At 67.1% G+C, this 21420-nt stretch carries 19 protein-coding genes and 1 tRNA gene; 10 read left to right on the forward strand and 10 right to left on the reverse strand.

Annotated elements, in window-relative coordinates:
* Positions 1-131 precede the first annotated feature (131 nt).
* Positions 132-3650 (forward strand): bifunctional proline dehydrogenase/L-glutamate gamma-semialdehyde dehydrogenase, encoded by a 3519-nt coding sequence (locus tag AC4EEO_RS00300; protein WP_491339606.1) that lies wholly within the window; start codon positions 132-134, stop codon positions 3648-3650.
* A gap of 122 nt (positions 3651-3772) precedes the next feature.
* On the opposite strand, the gene AC4EEO_RS00305 is transcribed toward AC4EEO_RS00300, so the two are convergent.
* Both AC4EEO_RS00305 and AC4EEO_RS00310 read right to left on the reverse strand, forming a co-directional pair.
* The gene (locus AC4EEO_RS00305; protein WP_018760710.1) at positions 3773-4087 is read right to left on the reverse strand and encodes a hypothetical protein; all 315 of its coding nucleotides are present in this window, start codon (positions 4085-4087) and stop codon (positions 3773-3775) included.
* Positions 4088-4252: 165 nt separating this feature from the next.
* Complete coding sequence (locus AC4EEO_RS00310; protein WP_018760711.1) at positions 4253-5107, reverse strand: LysR substrate-binding domain-containing protein; 855 nt, start codon at positions 5105-5107, stop codon at positions 4253-4255.
* 141 nt (positions 5108-5248) lie between these two features.
* Between AC4EEO_RS00310 and AC4EEO_RS00315 the strand changes: the two genes are divergently transcribed.
* Positions 5249-6628 (forward strand): MFS transporter, encoded by a 1380-nt coding sequence (locus AC4EEO_RS00315; protein WP_491339607.1) that lies wholly within the window; start codon positions 5249-5251, stop codon positions 6626-6628.
* A 101-nt stretch (positions 6629-6729) separates the two neighbouring features.
* Here AC4EEO_RS00315 and AC4EEO_RS00320 read toward each other — a convergent pair whose 3' ends face one another.
* The 3 genes from AC4EEO_RS00320 to AC4EEO_RS00330 form a co-directional block, all read right to left on the reverse strand.
* A complete protein-coding gene (locus AC4EEO_RS00320; protein ID WP_491339608.1) occupies positions 6730-7899 on the reverse strand; it encodes a N(5)-(carboxyethyl)ornithine synthase in 1170 nt (389 codons plus the stop codon).
* On the reverse strand, positions 7896-8036 hold the full coding sequence (locus tag AC4EEO_RS00325) for a hypothetical protein (RefSeq protein ID WP_018760714.1): 141 nt from the start codon (positions 8034-8036) through the stop codon (positions 7896-7898). Before AC4EEO_RS00325 ends, AC4EEO_RS00320 begins: the two co-directional genes overlap by 4 nt.
* A gap of 105 nt (positions 8037-8141) precedes the next feature.
* Positions 8142-8212: transfer RNA gene (locus AC4EEO_RS00330), tRNA-Gly, on the reverse strand.
* Between the two features lie 242 nt (positions 8213-8454).
* Here AC4EEO_RS00330 and AC4EEO_RS00335 point away from each other — a divergent pair.
* A complete protein-coding gene (locus AC4EEO_RS00335) occupies positions 8455-8916 on the forward strand; it encodes an SRPBCC family protein (RefSeq protein WP_109045501.1) in 462 nt (153 codons plus the stop codon).
* Between the two features lie 33 nt (positions 8917-8949).
* Here AC4EEO_RS00335 and AC4EEO_RS00340 read toward each other — a convergent pair whose 3' ends face one another.
* Entirely contained in the window at positions 8950-10665 is a 1716-nt protein-coding gene (locus AC4EEO_RS00340; RefSeq protein ID WP_491339609.1) for a CAP domain-containing protein, read from the reverse strand.
* A gap of 144 nt (positions 10666-10809) precedes the next feature.
* On the opposite strand from AC4EEO_RS00340, the gene dcd reads away from it, so the two are divergent.
* Positions 10810-11385: a dCTP deaminase gene (gene dcd / locus AC4EEO_RS00345; protein ID WP_018760717.1), complete on the forward strand. Its 576-nt coding sequence runs from the start codon at positions 10810-10812 to the stop codon at positions 11383-11385.
* A 34-nt stretch (positions 11386-11419) separates the two neighbouring features.
* Here dcd and AC4EEO_RS00350 read toward each other — a convergent pair whose 3' ends face one another.
* From AC4EEO_RS00350 to AC4EEO_RS00360, 3 genes are all read right to left on the reverse strand, one after another.
* Positions 11420-12601 carry a cation:proton antiporter gene (locus AC4EEO_RS00350; protein WP_018760718.1) on the reverse strand — a complete coding sequence of 394 codons (1182 nt, stop codon included), beginning with the start codon at positions 12599-12601 and terminating at the stop codon, positions 11420-11422.
* 6 nt (positions 12602-12607) lie between these two features.
* Positions 12608-13090: a cation:proton antiporter regulatory subunit gene (locus AC4EEO_RS00355; RefSeq protein WP_018760719.1), complete on the reverse strand. Its 483-nt coding sequence runs from the start codon at positions 13088-13090 to the stop codon at positions 12608-12610.
* A 63-nt stretch (positions 13091-13153) separates the two neighbouring features.
* Complete coding sequence (locus AC4EEO_RS00360) at positions 13154-14557, reverse strand: MFS transporter (protein ID WP_491339610.1); 1404 nt, start codon at positions 14555-14557, stop codon at positions 13154-13156.
* A gap of 196 nt (positions 14558-14753) precedes the next feature.
* Between AC4EEO_RS00360 and AC4EEO_RS00365 the strand changes: the two genes are divergently transcribed.
* The 6 genes from AC4EEO_RS00365 to mnhG are packed head-to-tail and all read left to right on the forward strand — an operon-like array spanning position 14754 to position 21119.
* Positions 14754-17783 carry a Na+/H+ antiporter subunit A gene (locus tag AC4EEO_RS00365; RefSeq protein ID WP_491339611.1) on the forward strand — a complete coding sequence of 1010 codons (3030 nt, stop codon included), beginning with the start codon at positions 14754-14756 and terminating at the stop codon, positions 17781-17783.
* Positions 17780-18301 (forward strand): Na(+)/H(+) antiporter subunit C, encoded by a 522-nt coding sequence (locus AC4EEO_RS00370; protein WP_133831922.1) that lies wholly within the window; start codon positions 17780-17782, stop codon positions 18299-18301. Before AC4EEO_RS00365 ends, AC4EEO_RS00370 begins: the two co-directional genes overlap by 4 nt.
* Positions 18298-19899 (forward strand): Na+/H+ antiporter subunit D, encoded by a 1602-nt coding sequence (locus tag AC4EEO_RS00375; RefSeq protein ID WP_018760723.1) that lies wholly within the window; start codon positions 18298-18300, stop codon positions 19897-19899. The genes AC4EEO_RS00370 and AC4EEO_RS00375 overlap by 4 nt, the downstream gene beginning before the upstream one ends.
* Complete coding sequence (locus AC4EEO_RS00380) at positions 19896-20441, forward strand: Na+/H+ antiporter subunit E (RefSeq protein WP_018760724.1); 546 nt, start codon at positions 19896-19898, stop codon at positions 20439-20441. Before AC4EEO_RS00375 ends, AC4EEO_RS00380 begins: the two co-directional genes overlap by 4 nt.
* Positions 20438-20716 carry an MrpF/PhaF family protein gene (locus AC4EEO_RS00385; protein WP_018760725.1) on the forward strand — a complete coding sequence of 93 codons (279 nt, stop codon included), beginning with the start codon at positions 20438-20440 and terminating at the stop codon, positions 20714-20716. The genes AC4EEO_RS00380 and AC4EEO_RS00385 overlap by 4 nt, the downstream gene beginning before the upstream one ends.
* Positions 20706-21119, forward strand: a complete 414-nt coding sequence (gene mnhG / locus AC4EEO_RS00390; RefSeq protein WP_491339612.1) for a monovalent cation/H(+) antiporter subunit G — start codon at positions 20706-20708, stop codon at positions 21117-21119. Before AC4EEO_RS00385 ends, mnhG begins: the two co-directional genes overlap by 11 nt.
* On the opposite strand, the gene AC4EEO_RS00395 is transcribed toward mnhG, so the two are convergent.
* Positions 21120-21383: a DUF4235 domain-containing protein gene (locus AC4EEO_RS00395; protein ID WP_018760727.1), complete on the reverse strand. Its 264-nt coding sequence runs from the start codon at positions 21381-21383 to the stop codon at positions 21120-21122.
* Positions 21384-21420: the final 37 nt, after the last annotated feature.

Consider the following 21420-nt stretch of genomic DNA (forward strand, 5'->3'; position numbering starts at 1 on the left):
GTTGCGAGAGGGGCTAAAAGATTGGTTTTCCTAACCTGTATTGGTTGGAAAAGATCGCTTTATCTTATGTGATTCGAAGCTCATACTGGTGGAAAGACCTCCTCCCAACCCCAGGAAAGAACGGGAAAACCATGACCTACGTTGCAATGGAACCTGCAGCCCCCGTCGCTGCCACGGCGCAGACGGTCGACGTCGACGTCGCCCAGGCGAAGGCACTCGCCGACGAAGCGGTCGCCTTGGTCCGCCGCTGGCTCACCGAAGCGTCGAAGGTTCCGGTCGACGCCTCCGCCCAACAGCTCGCCGGCGTGCTGAAAGACCCCAACGGCCTGGAGTTCACCGTTGGATTCGTGGACGGCGTGGTCCGCCCCGAGGACCTGAACGTCGCCGCCCGCAACCTGGCCGCACTGGCCCCCAAGGTTCCGGCCTTCCTGCCCTGGTACATGCGCCGCGCCGTGGCGCTCGGCGGCACCATGGCCCCTGTCCTGCCCCGGGTGGTCATCCCCGTGGCCCGCAAGGTTCTGCGCGAAATGGTGGGCCACCTGATCGTTGACGCCACCGATGCCAAGCTGGGTCCGGCCATCGCAAAGATCAAGAAGGACGGCATCAAGCTCAACGTCAACCTGCTCGGCGAGGCAGTCCTCGGCGAGCACGAGGCCTCCCGCCGGCTGGAAGGCACGCACACCCTGCTGGCCCGCCCCGACGTCGACTACGTTTCCATCAAGGTCTCCTCCACCGTGGCCCCGCACTCGGCCTGGGCCTTCGAGGAAGCCGTGGAGCACGTCGTCGACAAGCTCACCCCGCTGTTCCGGCGCGCTGCCTCCTTCGCGGGCCCCGGCAGGAAGGCCAAGTTCATCAACCTGGACATGGAGGAGTACAAGGACCTGGATATGACCATCGCGGTCTTCACCAGGATCCTGGACAATCCGGAGTTCAAGGACCTCGAAGCCGGCATCGTGCTCCAGGCCTACCTCCCGGACGCACTGTCCGCCATGATCCGGCTGCAGGACTGGGCCGCCGCGCGCCGCGCCAACGGCGGGGCCGGCATCAAGGTCCGCGTGGTCAAGGGCGCCAACCTCCCCATGGAGCAGGTGGAATCCTCGCTGCACGACTGGCCGCTGGCCACCTGGGGCTCCAAGCAGGACTCCGATACCAGCTACAAGCGGGTCATCAACTATGCGCTGCACCCGGACCGGATCAAGAACATCCGGATCGGCGTGGCCGGCCACAACCTCTTCGACATCGCCTTCGCCTGGCTGCTGGCCAAGCAGCGCGGCATCGCGGATGCCGCAGAACAGGGTATCGAATTCGAGATGCTGCTGGGCATGGCACAGGGCCAGGCCGAAGCCGTCAAGAAGGATGTCGGCTCCCTGCTGCTCTACACCCCGGTGGTGCACCCGGCCGAGTTCGACGTCGCCATCGCTTACCTGATCCGCCGCCTCGAAGAGGGCGCCAGCCAGGAAAACTTCATGTCCGCAGTGTTCGAGCTCAGTGAGAACGAGGGACTGTTCGAGCGGGAAAAGCAGCGGTTCCTGTCCTCGCTGGACGCCCTGGACAACACCGTTCCGCTGCCCAACCGCAGGCAGGACCGGAACCAGGCCCCGGAGGCCCTGCCGCACACCGGATTCCGGAACACCCCCGATACCGACCCCGCGCTGCCGGCCAACCGCACCTGGGGCCGGGCCATCCTGGAACGCGTCCCGTCCTCCACCCTGGGCAACGCCGCCGTTGAGGCCGCCTTCATCAACGGCGAAGCCGCGCTCAACACCGCCATCGAAACCGCCGTGGAAAAGGGCAAAGCCTGGGGCAAGCTTTCCGGCAACGAGCGCGCCGAGATCCTGCACCGCGCCGGCGACATCCTCGAGGCCCGCCGCGCCGATCTCCTCGAGGTGATGGCCAGCGAGACCGGCAAGACGATCGACCAGGGCGATCCCGAGGTCAGCGAGGCCATCGACTTCGCGCACTACTACGCCGAGTCCGCACGCAAGCTGGACACGGTCGACGGCGCCACGTTCGTCCCAGCCAAGCTCACCGTCGTCACGCCGCCATGGAACTTCCCGGTCGCCATCCCCGCAGGCTCCACGCTCGCGGCACTCGCCGCCGGGTCCGCCGTCGTGATCAAGCCCGCCAAGCAGGCCGCCCGCAGCGGTGCCGTGATGGTCGAAGCCCTGTGGGAAGCCGGCGTCCCCAAGGATGTCCTGACCATGGTGCAGCTGGGGGAGCGGGAGCTCGGCCGGCAGCTGATCAGCCACCCGGCCGTGGACCGCGTGATCCTCACCGGCGGCTACGAGACCGCCGAACTGTTCCGCTCGTTCCGCAAGGACCTGCCGCTGCTGGCCGAAACCAGCGGCAAGAACGCCATCATCGTCACCCCCAGCGCCGACCTGGACCTGGCAGCCAAGGACGTGGCCTACTCCGCGTTCGGCCACGCCGGCCAGAAATGCTCCGCGGCCTCGCTGGTGATCCTGGTGGGCTCCGTGGCCACGTCCAAGCGGTTCCACAACCAGCTGATCGACGCCGTCACCTCACTTAAGGTGGGCTACCCGCAGGATCCCACCAGCCAGATGGGCCCCATCATCGAGCCCGCCAACGGCAAGCTCCTCAACGCGCTCACCACGCTGGGCGAGGGCGAAAGCTGGGCCGTGGAACCGAAGAAGCTGGATGGCACCGGGCGGCTGTGGAGCCCCGGCGTGCGGTACGGCGTCAAGCGCGGCTCCTACTTCCACCTGACCGAGTTCTTCGGCCCGGTCCTGGGTGTGATGACCGCTGCGACGCTGGAAGAAGCCATCGCCATCCAGAACCAGATCGAATACGGACTCACGGCGGGCCTGCACTCGCTCAACACGGAGGAACTCGGCATCTGGCTGGACACCATCCAGGCCGGCAACCTCTATGTGAACCGCGGCATCACCGGCGCCATCGTGCAGCGCCAGCCCTTCGGCGGTTGGAAGAAGTCAGCCGTCGGAGCCGGCACCAAGGCGGGCGGCCCGAACTACCTGGCAGGCCTGGGCGACTGGGTTCCTGCCACCAGCACCGCCACCGCCCCGGTGACCCACGCGGGTGTCCGCCGGGTCCTGGACGCAGCCGCACCGGTTCTTGGCGCCGCAGCGCTGGAATCGGTCCAGCGGGCACTGGCGTCCGACGCCGAGGCCTGGGCCGGGGAGTTCGGCACCGCCAAGGACGTTTCGGGCTTGAGCGCGGAACGCAACGTCTTCCGCTACCGGAACCTCCCCGTCACGATCCGCCTGTCCGAAGGTGCTCCGCTGTCGCACCTCGTACGGACCGTGGCGGCCGGCGTGCTGGCGGGCTCCGCGCTCACCGTTTCCACCGCCGTCGAACTTCCGGCCCAGCTGCGTGCCGTGCTCACCGCACAGGATATTGGAGTGACGGTGGAGTCCGACGCCGGCTGGCTGGCTTCGGCAGGACGCCTCGCCTCCGCGGGCAAGCTGTCCGGCGGCCGCATCCGCCTGATCGGCGGCGATGCATCCGCCCTTGCCGAGGCGACCGGCGGACGGCCCGACCTTGCGGTGTACGCCCATTCGGTCACGGAGGCCGGGCGGGTGGAGCTGCTGCCGTTCCTGCACGAGCAGGCCGTCAGCATCACCGCCCACCGGTTCGGAACCCCGAACCACCTCTCCGACGCACTGATCTGAGCCATTGAGGCTCTGATCCCTGGAAACCCGCGCGCCGCAGCCAGGCGCAAGGAAAGGCCGGGCAGCCACTGAACGGTGGCTGCCCGGCCTTGTCTCTAATGCAGTGTGTCTGGCCGGTTTCTTTAGCCCAAGTACCAGCCGGGCGGCGTCCAGGTCACTGGGACGTTGTGGGCCGAGAATTCCTCGCAGTGGGTGCAGGTGTAGGCCACTTCGCCCAGTGCGGCCACGCTGCCGTCGCGACGGTACGTGGGGGGAATATAGGACTCAAGGTAGACGAATTCGTCGGTCCGGCACTTGTCGCAGGTGGGTTTGCCGACGTATCCGGTATCAACCGAAGCCCGTCCGCTGCCGAGGGTGCTCTGGCGGGTGGAAGGCCGTGCCTCGGCGTACGGGCGTGCGTGCGCGGAGTTGAGATGGGTGTTCCTGGCTGTCGTCATTGGCTGCCTGTCCCAAACGCGGCCGGCATGCGGACGCGCGTCTGTGTTAGTGAACGCGGCCTGCTGCTTGACCTTGGTAATAGAGCATAGGGGATGGCACCTCCCCTATCAATGGACACGGTCCCCCTAATCCCGCCAAATGCTGGAATTCGGGCTGCCACGGGGTTAAGTTTGGCGGTTAATGGTCCGGCCAACGATCGATTGGGTGAGGGCGTCAATTACCTCTGAGTTTGCCAGCGGATTGCGGATCAAGGTGAAGTCCACATCTCCCACCGCGGGCAGGTCGAAGCGCCGGGTGATGATCTTCAGGTCATCCGGGACCAGTGACGTGGGCATGACGGCAACGCCGATGCCCGCCCGGACGGCCGCGAGCACCCCGCTGATCTGGCGGGTGGTGCAGGTGATCCGCCAAGTCCGGCCGTGGGCTTCCAAGGCATCGATGGCCAGTTTCCGGCTGAGGCTGGGGGACGGGTAGGCGATCAACGGCACGGGCGTTCCAGGTTCCAGTGACGTTTGTTCAAGGCCCACCCACGAGAACGAATCGTGCTGGACCACCGTGCCGTCCTTCGCCCCGGCCACCCACTTCACGAAGACCAGGTCCAGTTGGCCGGCGTTGAGTTTTCGGTAGAGCTGGTCACTTTGGCCCACCGTGAGTTCCAGGTTGATCTGCGGATAGATCTGCCGGAATTCGCGCAGGATCCGCGGCAGCCCGGTGATGGCGAGATCATCCGCCGTGCCGAACCGCAGCCGCCCGCGCATTGCGGACCCGGAAAAGTAGCGTGCGGCTGCATCGTGGGCCGCGAGGATATTCCGGGCAAATCCGGCCATGGCGTCGCCGTTGTCGGTGAGCCGCACGTCCCTGGTGTCCCTGGCGATCAAGCTGCGCTTGGCGGCCGTTTCAAGCTTGCGGATGTGCTGGCTGATGGTGGGCTGCGCCAGCCCCAGGCGTTCGGCGGCCTTGGTGAAGCTCAGGGTATCGGCCACCGCAAGGAAGGATCGCAGTTGGGCTGGTTCAAACATCTCGTAGCTCCCGCGGCATTCACAGTCGGCGTGTATTGCGTTTTGCAATACGAGTTATAGGGACCATACCGCTCCATAATTGGCTCCGCCAGCCTAGCGTTAAAGACATCCCAGACCGCCCGCAATTTTGAGGACACACCTGTGGCACCCCCACCGCCTTCGTCGGCCTCCGTCACCCAGCCAGTTATCGACGCGGCGGGCTCAGCGCCGCCGGATAACCAGACCCAGCCGCTCGCCGTCGTCCCTGAAAAGCTGCCTTGGCGGCACACCTTCATCTCGCTGAAAGTGCCCAACTTCCGGATCTTCGCCATGGGCCACTTCATCGCCGTCATCGCCATCTGGATGCAGCGCATCGCCCAGGACTGGCTGGTGCTGCAGCTCTCGGGATCCGTGACGGCCGTGGGGTTCACGGTGGCCCTGCAGTTCATGCCGTCCCTGGTGCTTGGCCCCTGGGGCGGGATGATCGCGGACAGGTTCGCCAAACGGAAGATCCTGATCCTGTGCCAGAGTATGGCCGCCGTCCTTGCGGCGGCGCTGGCCGTCCTGGCCCTGACCGGCGTGATCATGGTGTGGCACGTCTACGTCATCGCGTTTGTCCTGGGCCTGGTGACCGTCCTTGACCAGCCCGCCCGCCAGGTGTTCGTCAACGAGCTCGTGGGCCCCAAGTACTTGCGGAACGCCATCAGCGTCAACTCCACCACCTTCCAGCTGGGCGGCCTGATCGGGCCGGCCATCGCGGGGCTGCTCCTGACGGCGGTGGGGGCCGGCTGGGCGTTCGCGGCGAACGCGCTGGCCTGCTGCTCCACGGTGACCATGCTCCTGCTCCTGCGCAAGGACCAGCTTTTCGTCAGCGCCCCGACGCCCAAGAGCAAGGGCATGCTCCGGGAGGGGCTGCGCTATGCCCTGAGCAAGCCCACCATTTACTGGCCATGGCTCATGGCCGGGTTCATCGCGGTGTTCGCCATGAGCCTGCCGGTGCTGCTTGCCGCGTTCGCGGACCACGTCTACCAGGTGGGGGCCGGCGGGTATGGCCTCCTCAACGCCCTGGTGGCACTCGGGGCGCTGTTCGGCGCCGTGGCGTCCACCCGGCGTCGGCAGCTGCGCCTGCGGTCCGTGGTGTTCTGCGCCGGGATGTACGGACTGATGCTCTGCCTGGCTGCCCTTGCCCCGTCCATGGTGTGGTTCGGCGCGGTCATGGTCCTGTCCGGGTTCTGGTGCCTGATGTTCCTCACCGGGTCCAACCAGCTGGTGCAGGTCAGTTCCAACATGGCCATCCGCGGCCGGGTCATGAGCCTGTACATCATGGTGCTGATCGGCGGCCAGGCGCTGGGCGGGCCCATGCTGGGCTGGATCGCCGAGCATGTGAACCCGCACGCCGCGCTGCTGGTGTCCGGTGGCGTACCCGCGCTGGCCGCGTTGTCGGTGGGGGCCGTGCTGGCCCGCAAGGGCGGCTTGCAGCTCCGGATGGACCTGAAGGGGCGCCGCCCGTTGCGGATCGTCAGCCGGCACGCCGGCGCCTAAAACCCCGGCGCCCCAAAAACCCGGCGCCTAATGGGGGCCGCAGGCGCTACTGGGGCAACCGGGGTCGGCGCCGTGCCCGGTTGCCCTTCGGGGGGAGCTGCCTAGAGGGCTGCCAGCTGCAACGCCGGGTGCGGGTACTCCGCGGCGCGTTCCTGGAATTGCAGCACAGCCTCGTTTCGAATGACGCCGTCGCGGATCTCGATGGCCCGCGCTATGGTGTCGTTCGCGTCCCACGTTGCCGGTCCGCCCATGACTGTTTCGAGGAACGGTTGAAGCGCCTGGCTGATCTCCCAGCTTGAGGAGTTCCAGAGGTAGGACGGGCTGTGGTCCACCGCGTAGTAGTTGATGTGGTCGCCGACCGTGATCATCGGGGCCGCAAACGTGGTGGACTTGGCCCAGCTGAAGCCCATGCCATCATCGCAGGAAACATCAACGATAAGGCTGCCGGGGCTGAATGCTGCCAGGTCCTCGATCCGCAGGTAGGTGAGCGGGTTGTTCGGGTCCTGCAGCGTGCAGTTGACCACGATGTCGCTCTCGGCGAGGAACGGTGCCAGCGGAACCCTGCCCCGTTCGGTGATGACCTGGCTCAGGAAGGGAGCCTCGTCGTCGTGGTCGAACTGCACGATGTTCACTGAATGGATGGGGGCGCCCACCGCTGCTACGCCGCGGTTGGTCAGCACCTGGACATCGTGGATGCCGTGCGCGTTCAGCGCCGTCACCGCCCCGCGCGCCGTGGCGCCGAAGCCAATCACGACGGCGCTCAGCCGGCGCCCGTAGTCCCCGGTGGAACCCGTCAGCGCAAGGGCGTGCAGGACCGAGCAGTAGCCGGCCAGCTCATTGTTCTTGTGGAACACGTGCAGGCCGAACCCGCCGTCGCTGGCCCAGTGGTTCATCGCCTCAAACGCGATGAGGGTCAGTTTCTTGTCAATCGCCAGCTGGGTGATGGCGCGGTCCTGGACGCAGTGCGGCCACCCCCAGAGGACCTGTCCGTCCCGCATCTCCGCCAGGTCTTCCGGCTGCGGTTTGGGCAGGAGGACGACGTCGGCCGCGGCCAGCAGTTCTTCCCGGGCCGCCATGCGTCCCACCAGCGTGGAGAGGTGGCTGTCCGGGACGCCGAAGCGCTCGCCGTAGCCCTGCTCCAGGATGATGCGCTGCCGCAGTGCGGGGGCGATCCGTTCGACGTGCAGGGGGTGGATGGGTACGCGGCGCTCGTCCGGTTTTCGCGTGGAGGCCAGGACGCCCAGGCTCAGCCGGGGTTCGTGGCCGCTCACTTCTTTTTTGCGGCCTTGGTGGACGTGATGTCCAGGGAGCTGGCCGGCGCTGCGGCGGCCTTCTTGTCTGCGCGCTTTTCCTTGATGGACTTGCCGGACTTTTTTGATGCCGATTGACGCGGGGACTTGTCAGCCATGATTGCTCCTGTAGCGGAACCGAAAGGGTTCCTGACTACCGACCCTACACCCCTGCACCTAATGGGCACCGGGGTGGCTGCAACATGCGGGGAGGGAGGTTTCAGAGCGGCTGACGGGAATCGAACCCGCGTATCAAGCTTGGGAAGCTAGCGCTCTACCATTGAGCTACAGCCGCAGTGCCCCCCATTCGCGCGGGGCAGAACTTAGCTTAGCGCAGATCGAGGGGCTCCCCGCCAACCCGGCAAGCGGGGCGTTGCGTGTCCTCCAACCCTGCGGCGTCATCCAGTAACTCTTCAATAACGTCGGCCCTGCCGGCTAGGTCCGGCGGACGGGCGCTGGCTAACCTGATCCGGGTAGCGGCCACGTTGGGGGAGGCAACTACTGCGGCAGCCGACGTCAACCACAGGAAATATCTTCATGGCAAGCGCAGAAAACGAGGTCCTCATTGAGCGTGACGCCATGGCCGTCTACCAGTACCTCCTTGACGCCACCAACCTCCCCTCCTGGCGGCACGACGTCCGCAGTGTCAAGCTCGTGCAGGGTCCGGCCGACAGCAAGGGCGCCGTTTACCGCAAGATGGTGGCCGGCCGCTCCGGGCTAAGCATTCCGGCGGAGCTGGAAATCACCAATATCCGGCCCGGGGCTGAAATCGAATTCCACATCGTTTCCGGGCCCGCCACCCGTTGGGGCGGGTACTACCTCAGCACCGAAGGCTCCGGCACCCGCGTCAGGTTCGCCGTGGAGGCCAAACGCGAAGGCCGGTTCAGCATCTTCAACCGGTTGGGGCTCCTGGACGGGATGCTGCAGCGCCGCGTCAGCTCCGACGTCGGCCAGCTCGATCGGCTGAAGGACGTCCTGGAACTCCAGCCCGCCCTCTGAACCCTGCGGAGCCGGCGGCCCCACCTCCCGGGACTACTGCGCCAGCCGCTGGCCGGTCCAAGGCCCGGCAAGGTTCGACGGCGACGCGAGGCTTCCGGAGCCCAGGTCCCAGTACTGCACGGTGTCGTTTGCCCGGCGGAGTGCCACCCCCCGGGAGTTCAGCGCGGTGACGTTGCGCAGCGCGCGGATCCCGGTGACGTCCGTCCATCCCGTGGCTACGGTGGGCCGTGCCTCAGCGCGAAGCGTGGTGGTACCCCACCCGCGGTACAGCGTGGCACTGCCGTCGGCCTTGAGCGCCAGGATGTCCTGGAAGCCGTCACCGTCGAAGTCCACCATGGCCAGCCGGGAGGCGGTGATGCCGGTGGCAATGGTGACGCGGTCGGCAATGTCGCCGGTGCCCTTGTTCGGGTAGAGGAACAGGTTTCCGGAGCCGTCGAGGGCGAGGATCTGGGGCATCCTGTTGTTGGCGCACCAGCCTCCCACCGCCAGGGTCAAGGTGTTCCAGCCGCCGGTGCCGAGCGTGATGGGCGCCTGGAAGCCGCCGGTGGCGATACCCCGGTAGAGGGCCAGGTTGCCCGTGGTCCACTGGACCAGGACGTCGTAGGTGCCGTCGCGGTCCCAGTCCGTCACGAAGACTTCCTTGGCGCCGGCGAACCCTGAGCCGATCACTTTCGCTGCGGCGTAGGTACGGGGGCCGGTGGCTGCCCTGTTCAACAGTTGCCCCGCGGAGTCGACCGACACGAGGTCAGCCGGGCCGGTGATGGCGGCGGCGGAAAGGTTCAGGGTGGGCGGCATGTGCCGTACCGGGGCATCGCAGAGGCTTGGCGGGGGTGCCGGGAAGGGCCCGCCGGTGCCGGCGCCGCCAGGGGAATCGAGGGTGCCGGCGGGCAGCGTGGTGTACCCGAAGAAGTTCACCACTCCCCAGATCTGGTAGGTGGAGTTGGTGTAGGAGATGCCGGCTCCCATGACGTTGAACCTGGGATCCAGGAGCATGGCGTTGTGCCCGGGGGAGCCCTTCCACCATTCCACAAGCTGGGCGGCGTCGCGGTCCGTGCGGATGGCGATGATCTCACCGGCCCCGTTGTTGGGGCTCATCGCGCGGGGGTCTGTCCAGAAGGAGGCCCGGTGTTCCACCACCTCCCGGGTGGCGATGTTGTCCGACCATTCCTGGGACAGGCCGGCCACGGTGGGGTGGTATTTCACCTTGTTCAGGCCGTTGGCCACCCGGTACTCATTGATCTTGGTGAAGACCGTGAGGATGGCGGCGGCGTTGCTGTCCGGGACCAGCGCCTCGGTGGAGGGCAGCGCGGTGGCCGATTCGGGTGCGGCCAGCTGGGCCGGGGCGGCGAGTTCGTGGTCGGGCGCCCAGAGCGGAGGGATGGACGGCACGTCGGATGTCGTCGCTGCGGAGGTGGCGGCGGGGAGCGCTCCGGTGGACGGCGTGGTGGACGGCGTGGTGGACGGGGAGGATGCCGCAGCCGTTGATGACGTTGCGGGCGCGGACGCAGCGGCGGGCGGGGTGGAGGCGGGCAGCGGTGAAGCGGCCCGGATGTCCGGGTCCACGGCCGGCGTGAGGTTTCCGACGCCTGTGTTCGCCGCAGCGGACCGGCCGGCGTCGCGCACCAAGGGAGCCGCGAGGGTGATGCTCGCCGTGCCCGAAGCCTGGCCAAACGGCGGCGCAGGAGGAGCAGTGGCGGACGATGAGACCAGCGCCAACGCGCAGAGCACGCCAATAAAAGACGGTGCCACCAATTTATTCACAACATCCCCAGCTCTGTCATGCCTACCCGGGAGACCATTCCGGCGGCTTTCATTCGCAACATTAGCCCCACGGGGCCACAGCAACAACGGGAAAGTGCGGGTGTGGATAACCGATACGGTAATTTGGGAGCCGTGCTGATCTCTGACCGCGACATTCGTGCCGAAATTGATTCCCAGCGGATCGTGCTGGAACCTTACGACCCCGCGATGGTCCAGCCATCGTCCGTGGATGTGCGGATCGACAAATTCTTCAGGTTGTTCGACAACCACAAGTACGCGCACATCGACCCAGCGCTGGAGCAGCCCGAACTGACGCGGCTGGTGGAAGTGGAGCAGGACGAAGCGTTCATCCTCCACCCTGGGGAGTTCGTCCTGGGGTCCACGTACGAAACCGTCACCCTGCCCGATGACATCGCCGCCCGCCTGGAAGGCAAGTCATCCTTGGGCCGGCTTGGCCTCCTGACACACTCCACTGCAGGCTTCATCGATCCTGGTTTCTCCGGGCACGTCACGCTGGAGCTGTCCAACATGGCCACCCTGCCGATTAAGCTCTGGCCCGGCATGAAGATCGGCCAGCTCTGCTTTTTCCGGCTCAGCTCCGCCGCGGAGTTCCCCTACGGCCAGGGGGAGTACGGCAACCGGTACCAGGGCCAGCGCGGTCCCACGGCCAGCCGCAGCCACCTGAACTTCCACCGCACCAGCATCTAGCTCCGGCAGCGCTGGATCCGGCGGCGCGGCAGCCCTAAACCCGCGGCGCGATCACGGGCCGCCGGATGGCAGCCTTTGCGAGGGGTTCCACGTAGCGCGCCGCCAACGGGCCCAGCACCGCCATGAGCAGCACATAGGCCGTGGCCAGCGCCGCCAGCTGGTGCGGAACCGCCCCGGACGCGACCGCCAGCCCCGCGATCACGATGGAGAATTCGCCGCGTGCGATGAGCGCGGCGCCGGCGCGGAAGCGGCCCGGCCGGGCGATTCCGGCGCGTTTCGCCGCCCAGATACCGGTCAGCATCTTGGTGCCCGCCGTGACCGCCGCCAACACCAGGGCCCAGCCCAAAACCGGGGGGATGGACGTGGGATCCGTGTTCAGCCCGAACGCCACGAAGAAGATAGCGGCGAAAAGGTCGCGCAGCGGCTCGAGGATGCGGGTGGCGCTGTGTGCCGTGGCGCCGGAGATGGCGATGCCCAGCATGAAGGCGCCCACCGCAGCGGACACCTGCATGGCCGACGCCGCGCCGGCCACCAGCAACGCGGCACCCAGGACGTTGAGCAGGAAGACCTCGGAGTTCTCGCTGTGGACGGCTTTGGAGACGTGGTGCCCGTGCCGCAGCGCCACCATCAGGACCAGGCTCACCACCGCCAGGGCGATTCCCACCGTGGTGAGGCCGCCCAGGAAACTCACACCTGCGAGCGTGGCAGTGAGGATGGGCAGGTACACGGCCATCGCGAGGTCCTCGAAGACCAGGATGGACAGCACTACCGGTGTTTCACGGTTTCCCAGCCGGCCCAGGTCCGTAATGACCTTGGCAGCAATGCCGGACGACGAAATATACGTGACCCCGCCCATGACCATGGCACCGACGCCGCCCCAGCCCAGGACCAGCGCCAGGCCTGCGCCGGGGATGAAGTTCAGGACCAGGTCCAGGACGCCGGCCTGCCACGAACGGCGCAGCCCGGTGAAAAGCTCGGCAGCCGTATATTCCAATCCGAGCATAAGCAGGAGGAGGATGACGCCAATTTCGCCGGAAAGGTGCGCAAACTCGTGCATTCCCTCCAGCTTGACGATGCCGCCTGCCCCGAACGCGAGTCCGCCCAGCAGGTAGAACGGGATGGGGGACATTCCAATCCGGCCGGCCAGCCTGGCCAGCAGGCCGAGGCAGAACACAACGGCCCCCAGCTCAATGAGGGTCTGGGCCAACGGGTCCATTTCGGCTTAGCCGTGGCGCAGGATATTGGCCGCCGAGTCCAGGCCTTCCTGGGTGCCCACCGCCACCAGCAGGTCGCCAGGGTGGAGGACGACGTCGGGCCCGGGCGAGGGCAGCACCTCTCCTTCGCGCATGATGGCCACAATGGAGACGCCGCACCTGGTACGGATGCAGGCCTTGCCCATGGGCTGGTTCTGGAACGGGGAGTCAGCGGCGATGGAGAACTGGCGGGTAACGATGCCCGGGACGTCCTTGTGTTCCTCGGCGAGCTTCATGGCCAGGTGGGTGCCGCCCAGGAGGTTGCCCAACGTGGCGGCTTCGTCGCTGGTGAGCGGAATCGACGCCTGGCAGGTATCAGGATCGTCCCAGGTGGAGACGATGAGTTCGGTCTGGCCTTCCCGCAGCTCCACGACGCCAATGCGGCGCCCCGAGGCGGTCATGAAATCCCTCCGGCGGCCCAGGCCGGGCAGGTTGGTTTCGTCCACGTTCATGGTTCCAGCCTAGTCTGCCTGGCAACACCGGGCCCGGGCCCTGGCCGGGTGCCTGAGGGAGGGTCAGGCAGTGGGGACCACGGCGATGGGGGCCTTGTCCGGTGACTTCACCGGCAGCAGGACCAGAAGCCCGGCCAGGAGCACCACCATGATGCCCAGGATGCCCCAGCGCTGGGCCTGCCCGGCTGGCACCAGCGGGGTGGCCACGGTGATGCACAGGGTGAAGAGTGCGGGGGCCAGGAAGCTGACGGCGCGTCCGGTGGTGGCGTACAGCCCGAAGAGCTCTCCCGATTCCCCGTGTGGCGCCAGGCGGGCCAGGTAGGCGCGGGATGAGGACTGGGCCGGGCCGACGAACAGGCAGAGGAACAGTCCGAACACCCAGAACGTGGTGCTCCCGGCCCAATCCATGCCGAAGAAGGAATAGTTTCCGTTGCCCAGCACCAGGATGGCGGTCCCGGCGGCCAGGAGCCCCACCAAGGAACCCGTAATGACGGCCTTGGGGCCCACTTTGTCATCCAGGAAGCCGCCGATCACGGCACCGATGGCCGCCACCACGTTCCCGAAGATGGCGAAGAAGATGACCTGCGACAGAGCGAAGCCGAAGGTCCCGGCCGCGATGATGCCGCCAAAGGTGAAGACGGCGGCCAGCCCATCCCGGAAGACGGCACTGGCGAGCAGGAAGTAGATGGTGTGCGGACTGGTGGCGTAGATGGCCTTGATGCGCCGGAACAGCAGCCCGTAGCTGGCCAGGAAGCCCAGGCGGGCGGTATTGGCGCCGCGGGGCAGTTCGGGAACGGCGAACAACACCGGGAGGGCGAAGACGAAGAACCAGAGCGCGGAGAAGACAGCTACCAGCCGGATGTTCAGGCTGTCCGTGGTGGACGCCCCGACCCAGTCGAAAGCCGGTTGGACGAATAGTTGCAGGACGATCAGGAGGGCCACGATTCCGCCGACGTAGCCCGCGCCCCAGCCGAACCCGCTGACCCTCCCGATGTTCTGCGGCGTGGAAACCTGGGCCAGCATGGCGTTGTAGTTCACGCCGGCGAACTCGAAGAACACATTGCCCAGCGCAATCAGGCAGGCGCCGGGAAGCAGGAATTCCGGGTGCGGAAACACGAAGAAGCACAGGGCGGTAAGGATGGCGACGGCGGCCGAGTTCACTCCCAGCCACAGCTTGCGGCGGCCGCCCGCGTCCGAGCGCTGGCCGGTGACCGGAGCCAGGAGCGCGATGGCCAGTCCGGCGACAGCCAGGGCGGAGCCCAGGACCGCGGAAGCACTGTCCTCCCCGCCGAAGGCGTTGGACGTCAGGTAGACGGTGAAGACGAACGTGGTCATGACCGCGTTGAAGGCCGCCGAACCCCAGTCCCAGGAGGCCCACGCCAGGATGCGGCGCTTGGTGGAAGTCCGGGTTCCGGACTCAAGTTCCGAGGCAGGCCGCATTGCCCCCTGAGCGCTGGCGCTGTTCATACGTTGAATCGTATCCGCCCGTGGCGAACACCCGGCGGAGCACAGCCCTGCGACGTGGGGGAATTCGCCGCCCGGCCCACCCCGCACAAGAAAAGGTGGTGCCGGGGCCTTGGTAAACTGGAGCCTCCCGGATCTAACTTTCTTGCCGCCTGCTCCAACTTTTGACAATCGAATCCCTGACGTTGCGGAGATACCAGTGATAACAGTCCTTGCCGTGCACTTTTCGGTGGCTGTCCTGGCGCCTTTCCTCTTCAGGGCCTGGGGCCGGAATGCGTTCTACGCGTTGGCGGCCGTCCCGGCTGTTTCCTTCGCCTGGTTGGCCTTCCAGCACGACGCCGTCTATTCCGGGTCCGGCGCAGTATCCGAAGTCTTTGAATGGATTCCCGGCCTCCACCTTGAGTTTGCGTTCCGGATGGACGCGCTGGCTTGGGTGATGTCACTGCTGGTGCTGGGTGTCGGCGCGCTGGTGCTGCTTTATTGCGCGCGGTATTTCAAACGGAAAGACCAGGACCTCGGTGCGTTCGGCGCGCAGTTGCTTGCCTTCGCCGGCGCCATGTTCGGCCTGGTGCTGGCCGATGACCTGCTGCTGTTGTTCATCTTCTGGGAACTCACCACCATCCTGTCCTACCTCCTGATCGGGTTCGCCAGGACCCGGCTCGCGGCCCGCCGGTCCGCCCTGCAGGCGCTCATGGTCACCACGGCCGGCGGCCTGGCCATGCTGGTGGGCCTGATCATGCTGGGCTACACCGCGGGGACCTACCGCATCTCCAGCATCCTGGAGCAAGCGGCCGCGCTGGTCTCCGGACCGTCAGGCGCCACGGTGGGCGCCGCCGTCGTGCTCATCCTGGTGGGTGCCATCACCAAGTCCGCGCTGGTCCCGTTCCATTTCTGGCTCCCGGGTGCCATGGCTGCGCCGACCCCCGTCAGTGCCTACCTGCACGCGGCGGCGATGGTCAAGGCGGGAATCTACCTGGTGGCCCGCCTTGCGCCGGGCTTTGCGGAGACGGCGTACTGGCAGCCCGTGGTCCTGGGCCTGGGCCTGGCCACGATGCTGGTGGGAGGCTACCGGGCGCTCCGGCAGTCCGACATCAAGCTGATCCTTGCCTACGGCACCGTCAGCCAGCTGGGCTTCCTCACCATGGTGGTGGGCCTGGGGACACCGGACGCCGCCCTGGCCGGGCTTGCAATGCTGTTGGCCCACGGCCTGTTCAAGGCCACGCTGTTCCTGGTGGTGGGCATCATCGACCACCAGTCCGGGACCCGTGATGTGCGGAAACTCTCCGGCGTCTTCCGGTCCTCGCGGGCCCTGGGCGTCGTGGCGGGCATCGGTGCGGCCTCCATGGCCGGGGTGCCGCTGCTGGCCGGGTTTGTGGCCAAGGAATCGGTACTCGAAGCGTTCGTGCACCACGCCACCGGCCCGCATGCCGGTCCGTGGGGCATGGTGGTGCTGGCCGGCCTGGTGGTGGGATCCATCCTGACCTTCGCCTACAGCGCCAGGTTCATGTGGGGTGCCTTCGCGGCGAAGCCCGGCGTGGAGCCCACCCCGTTCAAAGCCATCCGGCCCTCCTTCCTTGCCGCGCCCGCGGTCCTGAGCCTCCTGACCATCGCCTACGGGCTCTGGCCGGTACCGGTTGACGCCTGGATCCAGCCTTACGCGGCGCTGTTCGCCTCCACGGCGCCCGACGCCGGAACGCCGGCTGAGCAGGCCGGCCACCTGGCGCTGTGGCACGGTTTCACCCCCGCACTGGGGCTGACGGCCGTCACGTTCGTGCTGGGCCTGGCGATGTACGTCGGCCGCAACGCCGTGGCCAGGGCGCAGGCACGGGTTCCGGGCTGGGTGGACGGCGACCGGGGCTACCAGCTCACCATCGGCGCCCTGGACGACGCCGCCGTCTGGATCACGGGCCGGACCCAGCGCGGTTCCCTCTACTTCTACCTCGCCGTAATCCTCAGCGTGGCGTTCGTCCTGCCGCTCACCGCCATCCTGCTCAGCGGCAATGCCCTGCCGCAGGACATCTACCTCGTGGACCCGCACTCGCCGCTGCAGCTCGTGGCCGGCGCGGGCATCGTGATTGGCGCCCTTGCCGCCGTCAAGGCCAACAAGCGCTTCCTGGCGGTGCTGATGGTCTCCGTCACCGGGTACGGCATCGCCCTCATGTTCGCCCTGCAGGGCGCCCCCGACCTTGCCCTGACCCAGATGCTGGTGGAAACCATCATCCTGGTGGCGTTCGTCCTGGCCATGCGCAGCCTTCCTCCTGAGCTTCGTGACCGCACCGGCGGAAAGTACCGGGTGCTGCGCGTCATCATCGGGTTGGGCTTCGGCGTGACCATGGTGTTCGCCGCGATCTTCGCCATGGGAGCCAGGACCGCCATCCCGGTGTCCCTGCAGTTCCCGCAGCTCGCCTACGAGGGCGGCGGCGGCCTGAACGTGGTGAACGTGACGCTCGTGGACATCCGGGCGTGGGACACCTTCGGCGAGATCAGCGTCCTGGCCCTGGCCGCCACCGGCGTGGCCAGCCTGATCTTCGTCCGCGGCCGCGGAGACCGCCTGCAACGGTCCGCCTCCGTTGCCGAGGGCACCGTGGGGCGGTACCACGGCGTGGACCCCGGGTCCCGCGACGGTGCGGCGCTGGCCATCAGCCGGAAGTTCGCCGCCTCGGCACGGGACGCCTGGATCGTGGCGGGCAGGACCCTCGCCCCGGAACGCCGCTCCATCATCTTCGAGGTGGTCACCCGCCTGATGTTCCACTCGATGATCATCTTCTCGCTCTACCTGCTGCTGGCCGGCCACAACCTGCCCGGCGGCGGTTTCGCCGGCGGCCTGACCGCCGGCCTGGCCCTGACCATCCGCTACCTGGCCGGCGGGCGGTTCGAACTGAGGGAAGCCGCACCGCTGAGCGCCGGTGCGTTGCTGGGCACCGGCCTGGCCCTGGCCGCTGCCTCCGGCGTGACGCCCCTGCTGTTGGGCGGCCAGGTGTTCCAGTCCGCCATCATCGAGGTGTGGCTGCCCGTCTTCGGCGACATCAAGTTCGTCACCTCCACCATCTTCGATATCGGCGTGTACGTGGTGGTGGTGGGCCTGGTGCTCGACGTGCTGCGCAGCCTGGGTGCCGAGATCGATGAACACATGGAAGAACGGTCCGCTGCGGCCGGGCCTGAACCGGCACAGCAGGACCAGGAACCGGACCGTATTCCTGCCGAGACCACCGCAAAGGGCAACGCATGAGCGTCAACCTGACCCTGCTGATCGTCATGGGCGCCCTCTATGCCTGCGGCATCTACCTGATCCTCGAACGCAGCCTCACCCGCGTCCTGCTTGGGCTGATGCTGCTGGCCAACGCCACCAACCTGCTGATCCTCTCCACCGGGGGATACGCCGGCCTGGCTCCGTTCTTCACCAAGGACACCCCCGCCGGTGACTACAACGACCCCCTGCCGCAAGCCTTGATCCTGACCTCGATCGTGATCTCCTTCGCCGTCACGGCGTTCATGCTGGGCATCATCTACCGCACGTGGGTCCTGGCCCGCCAGGACGATATCCAGGACGACGTGGAGGACCTCCGGGTGGCGGAAACACCGAGCTTCGACGCGGAGGACGACGCCGAAATCCCGGCCGAAACATCCGAGTTTCCGCTCGCCACCGTCACGGCGGGAGGCCGGGAAATGCCGGCCGAACAGGCAGCCGCGGAAGAACAGCCCGGCTCGCTCACCATCGAATCCGGCCCGGAAGGCGGCAAAAAGTGAACATCGCCAGCCTGGCCCCGCTCGCCGTCGTCCTTCCCATCCTGGGCGCCGCACTGACCTTCCTCCTGATCCGGCACTCCCGGGCCCAGCGGGCGGTCAGCATCGGACTGTTGTCACTCACCCTGGCCCTCGAATGCCTCCTGTTGGCGTCCGCGTGGAACAGCGGGACCGCCGCGGTGACCATCGGCGGCTGGCTGCCGCCCTGGGGCATCGTGATGGTGGTGGACCAGTTCTCCTCGCTGATGCTGGTGGTCTCCTCGGCAGTGAGCCTCGCCGTGCTGGTGTACGCCACCGGGCAAGGCATGGCCGACGGCGACGAAGACGCACCGGTCTCGATCTTCCACCCCACCTACCTGATCCTGGTGGCAGGGGTGTCCAACGCGTTCCTCTCCGGCGACCTCTTCAACCTCTACGTAGGCTTCGAGATCCTGCTGACCGCAAGCTACGTGCTGATGACCCTGGGCGGCACCGGGCCCCGGATCCGCGCCGGCGTCACCTACGTGGTGGTGTCGGTGGTGTCCTCCGTGCTGTTCCTGATCGCCATCGCCATGGTGTACGGCGCAACCGGGACAGTGAACATGGCTGACCTCGCCCTCAAGCTGGGCGACCTGGACCAAGGCACCAGGACCCTGCTGCACGTCATGCTGCTGGTGGCGTTCGGCATCAAGGCCGCCGTCTTCCCGCTGTCCTTCTGGCTCCCCGACTCCTACCCCACGGCGCCGGCACCCGTCACCGCCGTGTTCGCCGGCCTGTTGACCAAGGTGGGCGTGTACGCCATGGTCAGGACCGAGACGCTGTTGTTCCCCGGCGACACCCTGAACACGCCACTGATGGTGGTGGCGCTGCTGACCATGGTGGTGGGCATCCTTGGTGCGCTGGCGCAAAGCGACATCAAACGTCTGCTCTCGTTCACCCTGGTCAGCCACATCGGGTACATGGTGTTCGGGCTGGCCATGTCCTCCGTGGCCGGGCTGGCGGCTGCGGTCTTCTACGTGGCCCACCACATCACCATCCAGACCAGCCTGTTCCTGGTGACCGGCCTGATCGAACGCCGCGGCGGCAGCTCCTCCGTTGACCGGCTGGGCGGCCTGGCCAAGCTCTCGCCCCTGCTGGCAATGCTGTTCTTCATCCCCGGCATGAACCTGGCCGGCATCCCCCCGTTCTCCGGGTTCCTCGGCAAGGTGGGCCTGCTGCAGGCCGGCATTGAGCTGGGGACCCCGCTGGCCTACGCACTGGTGATCGGCGGGGTGCTGACCAGCCTGCTGACGCTGCTGGCCATCGCCCGCGTATGGAACCGGGCGTTCTGGCGGAAGCCGGAGGACGCCGAACATCCGGACCCCGTGCTGCTGGCCGGCCCCTCGGGGCGCGCCGCCGGTCCGGGCGCCAAACTCAACACGGTCACGCTCCTGCCGCGCACCATGGTGGGATCAACCCTTGGCCTGGTGGTGCTCGGCGTCGCGCTCACCGTGTTCGCCGGGCCGCTGTTCGGGCTCTCCGACCAGGCTGCGCGGGACATGCTGGACCGGGCCCCCTACATCCAGTCGGTCCTCGGCAGCAATACCGCCGTTCCGGCCACCGTGACGGGAGGAGGACGATGAGCCGCAAACGGATTTCGCTGCGGCAGGAGCTTCCCCTCCTGGTGTGGCTGGTGATCGTGTGGGGCGCCCTGTGGCAGGACTTCAGCCCCGGGAACCTGCTCTTCGGTGCCCTGCTGGCGGTAGGCGTTGCCAGGCTGTTCTACCTTCCGCCGGTGGAACTCAGCGGCCGGTTCAACATCCTGTACGCCGTGCCCTTCGCCTTTGCCTTCCTGGCGAAAGTGGTGGTTGCCAGCGGCCAGGTCCTGTACCTGGCCACCGTCCGCGGACCCAAGGTGACCAACGCCGTCGTCGCGGTGAAGCTCCGGAGCCACCAGGACCTGATCGTCACCGCCACCGGGCACGTGATCTCCCTGATTCCCGGCTCCCTGGTGGTGGAGGTGGACCGCCCGGCCTCCACCCTGTACCTGCATGCACTCAACATCACCTCCAAGCAGGACATCGAGGGCCTGCGGAACGAGGTCCGGTCCATCGAAGCGGGCCTGATCCGCATCATGGGGTCCGCCGAAGAACTCGAAGCCGTCCGAATGGAGGCGTCCGCATGATGCCTGTTGTCCTGGCGGTCACGGCCGTCATCTTCTCCCTCGCCGCGGGCGGGGCCATCATCAGGATTGCCCGCGGCCCTTCGCTGCTGGACCGGGTGCTTGCGGCCGATGTCCTGCTCGCCATCCTGGGCGGGGCCCTGTGCGTGGACATGGCCGTGAACCGGCACCTGAACAACCTGATGCTGGTGGTGGCCATCTCCATCATTGGGTTCATCGGGTCGGTCACGGTGGCCCGGTTCGTCGCCGACCGGAGGGTGAACCCCCATGAATCCTGACTTTTCCGGCGCGGACGCGTGGATCGACCTTGCCTCCGCGGTGTTCATGGTGGCGGGTGCGCTCCTGTCCCTGGGCGCCGCCATCGGGCTGCTCCGCTTCCCGGACCTGATGAGCCGCATGCACGCCGCCACCAAGCCGCAGGTCCTGGGCCTGTTCCTGCTGCTGGCAGCCATTGGGCTGCAGATGCGCAACTGGTGGGTTTGGCCGGTCCTGGTGGTGGCCTGGATCTTCCAGCTGCTCACGGTGCCGGTGTCCGCGCACATGGTGGGCCGGGCCGGCTATCGCACCAAGCACCTGCACCGGGAGCTGCTCGCCGCCGATGAGCTTGAGGCCGTAGTGCAAAAAGCCGCCGCCGAGGCTGCCCTGACGGACAACCGCGACGACGGCGAAAACCGCCAGTAGCTAGACGATGTCCTGCGTCTTGGCGAAGCGGGTGATGGCGCGCTGGGTGCCCCGGTTGGCCAGGACCTGGATGATGGCGCTGACGGACGCGGAGATCAGTGCGAAAGTCAAGGCCGACCGCAGGCTGGTGGGCACGTCCTCGCCCTTGCCGCTGGGCGGCTTCTGCCCGGTGGTCTTCTCCCAGATGGTGTTGACGAGCTTGGTGCCGACCAGGCCTGCGCCCAGGCTCACCGCGGTACCGAGCAGCTTGATGAAGAGGTTCATTCCTAGTACTCCTTGCGGGCGGAAAACGGACTGCCTC

The organism is Pseudarthrobacter sp. MOO13, from assembly GCF_058267655.1.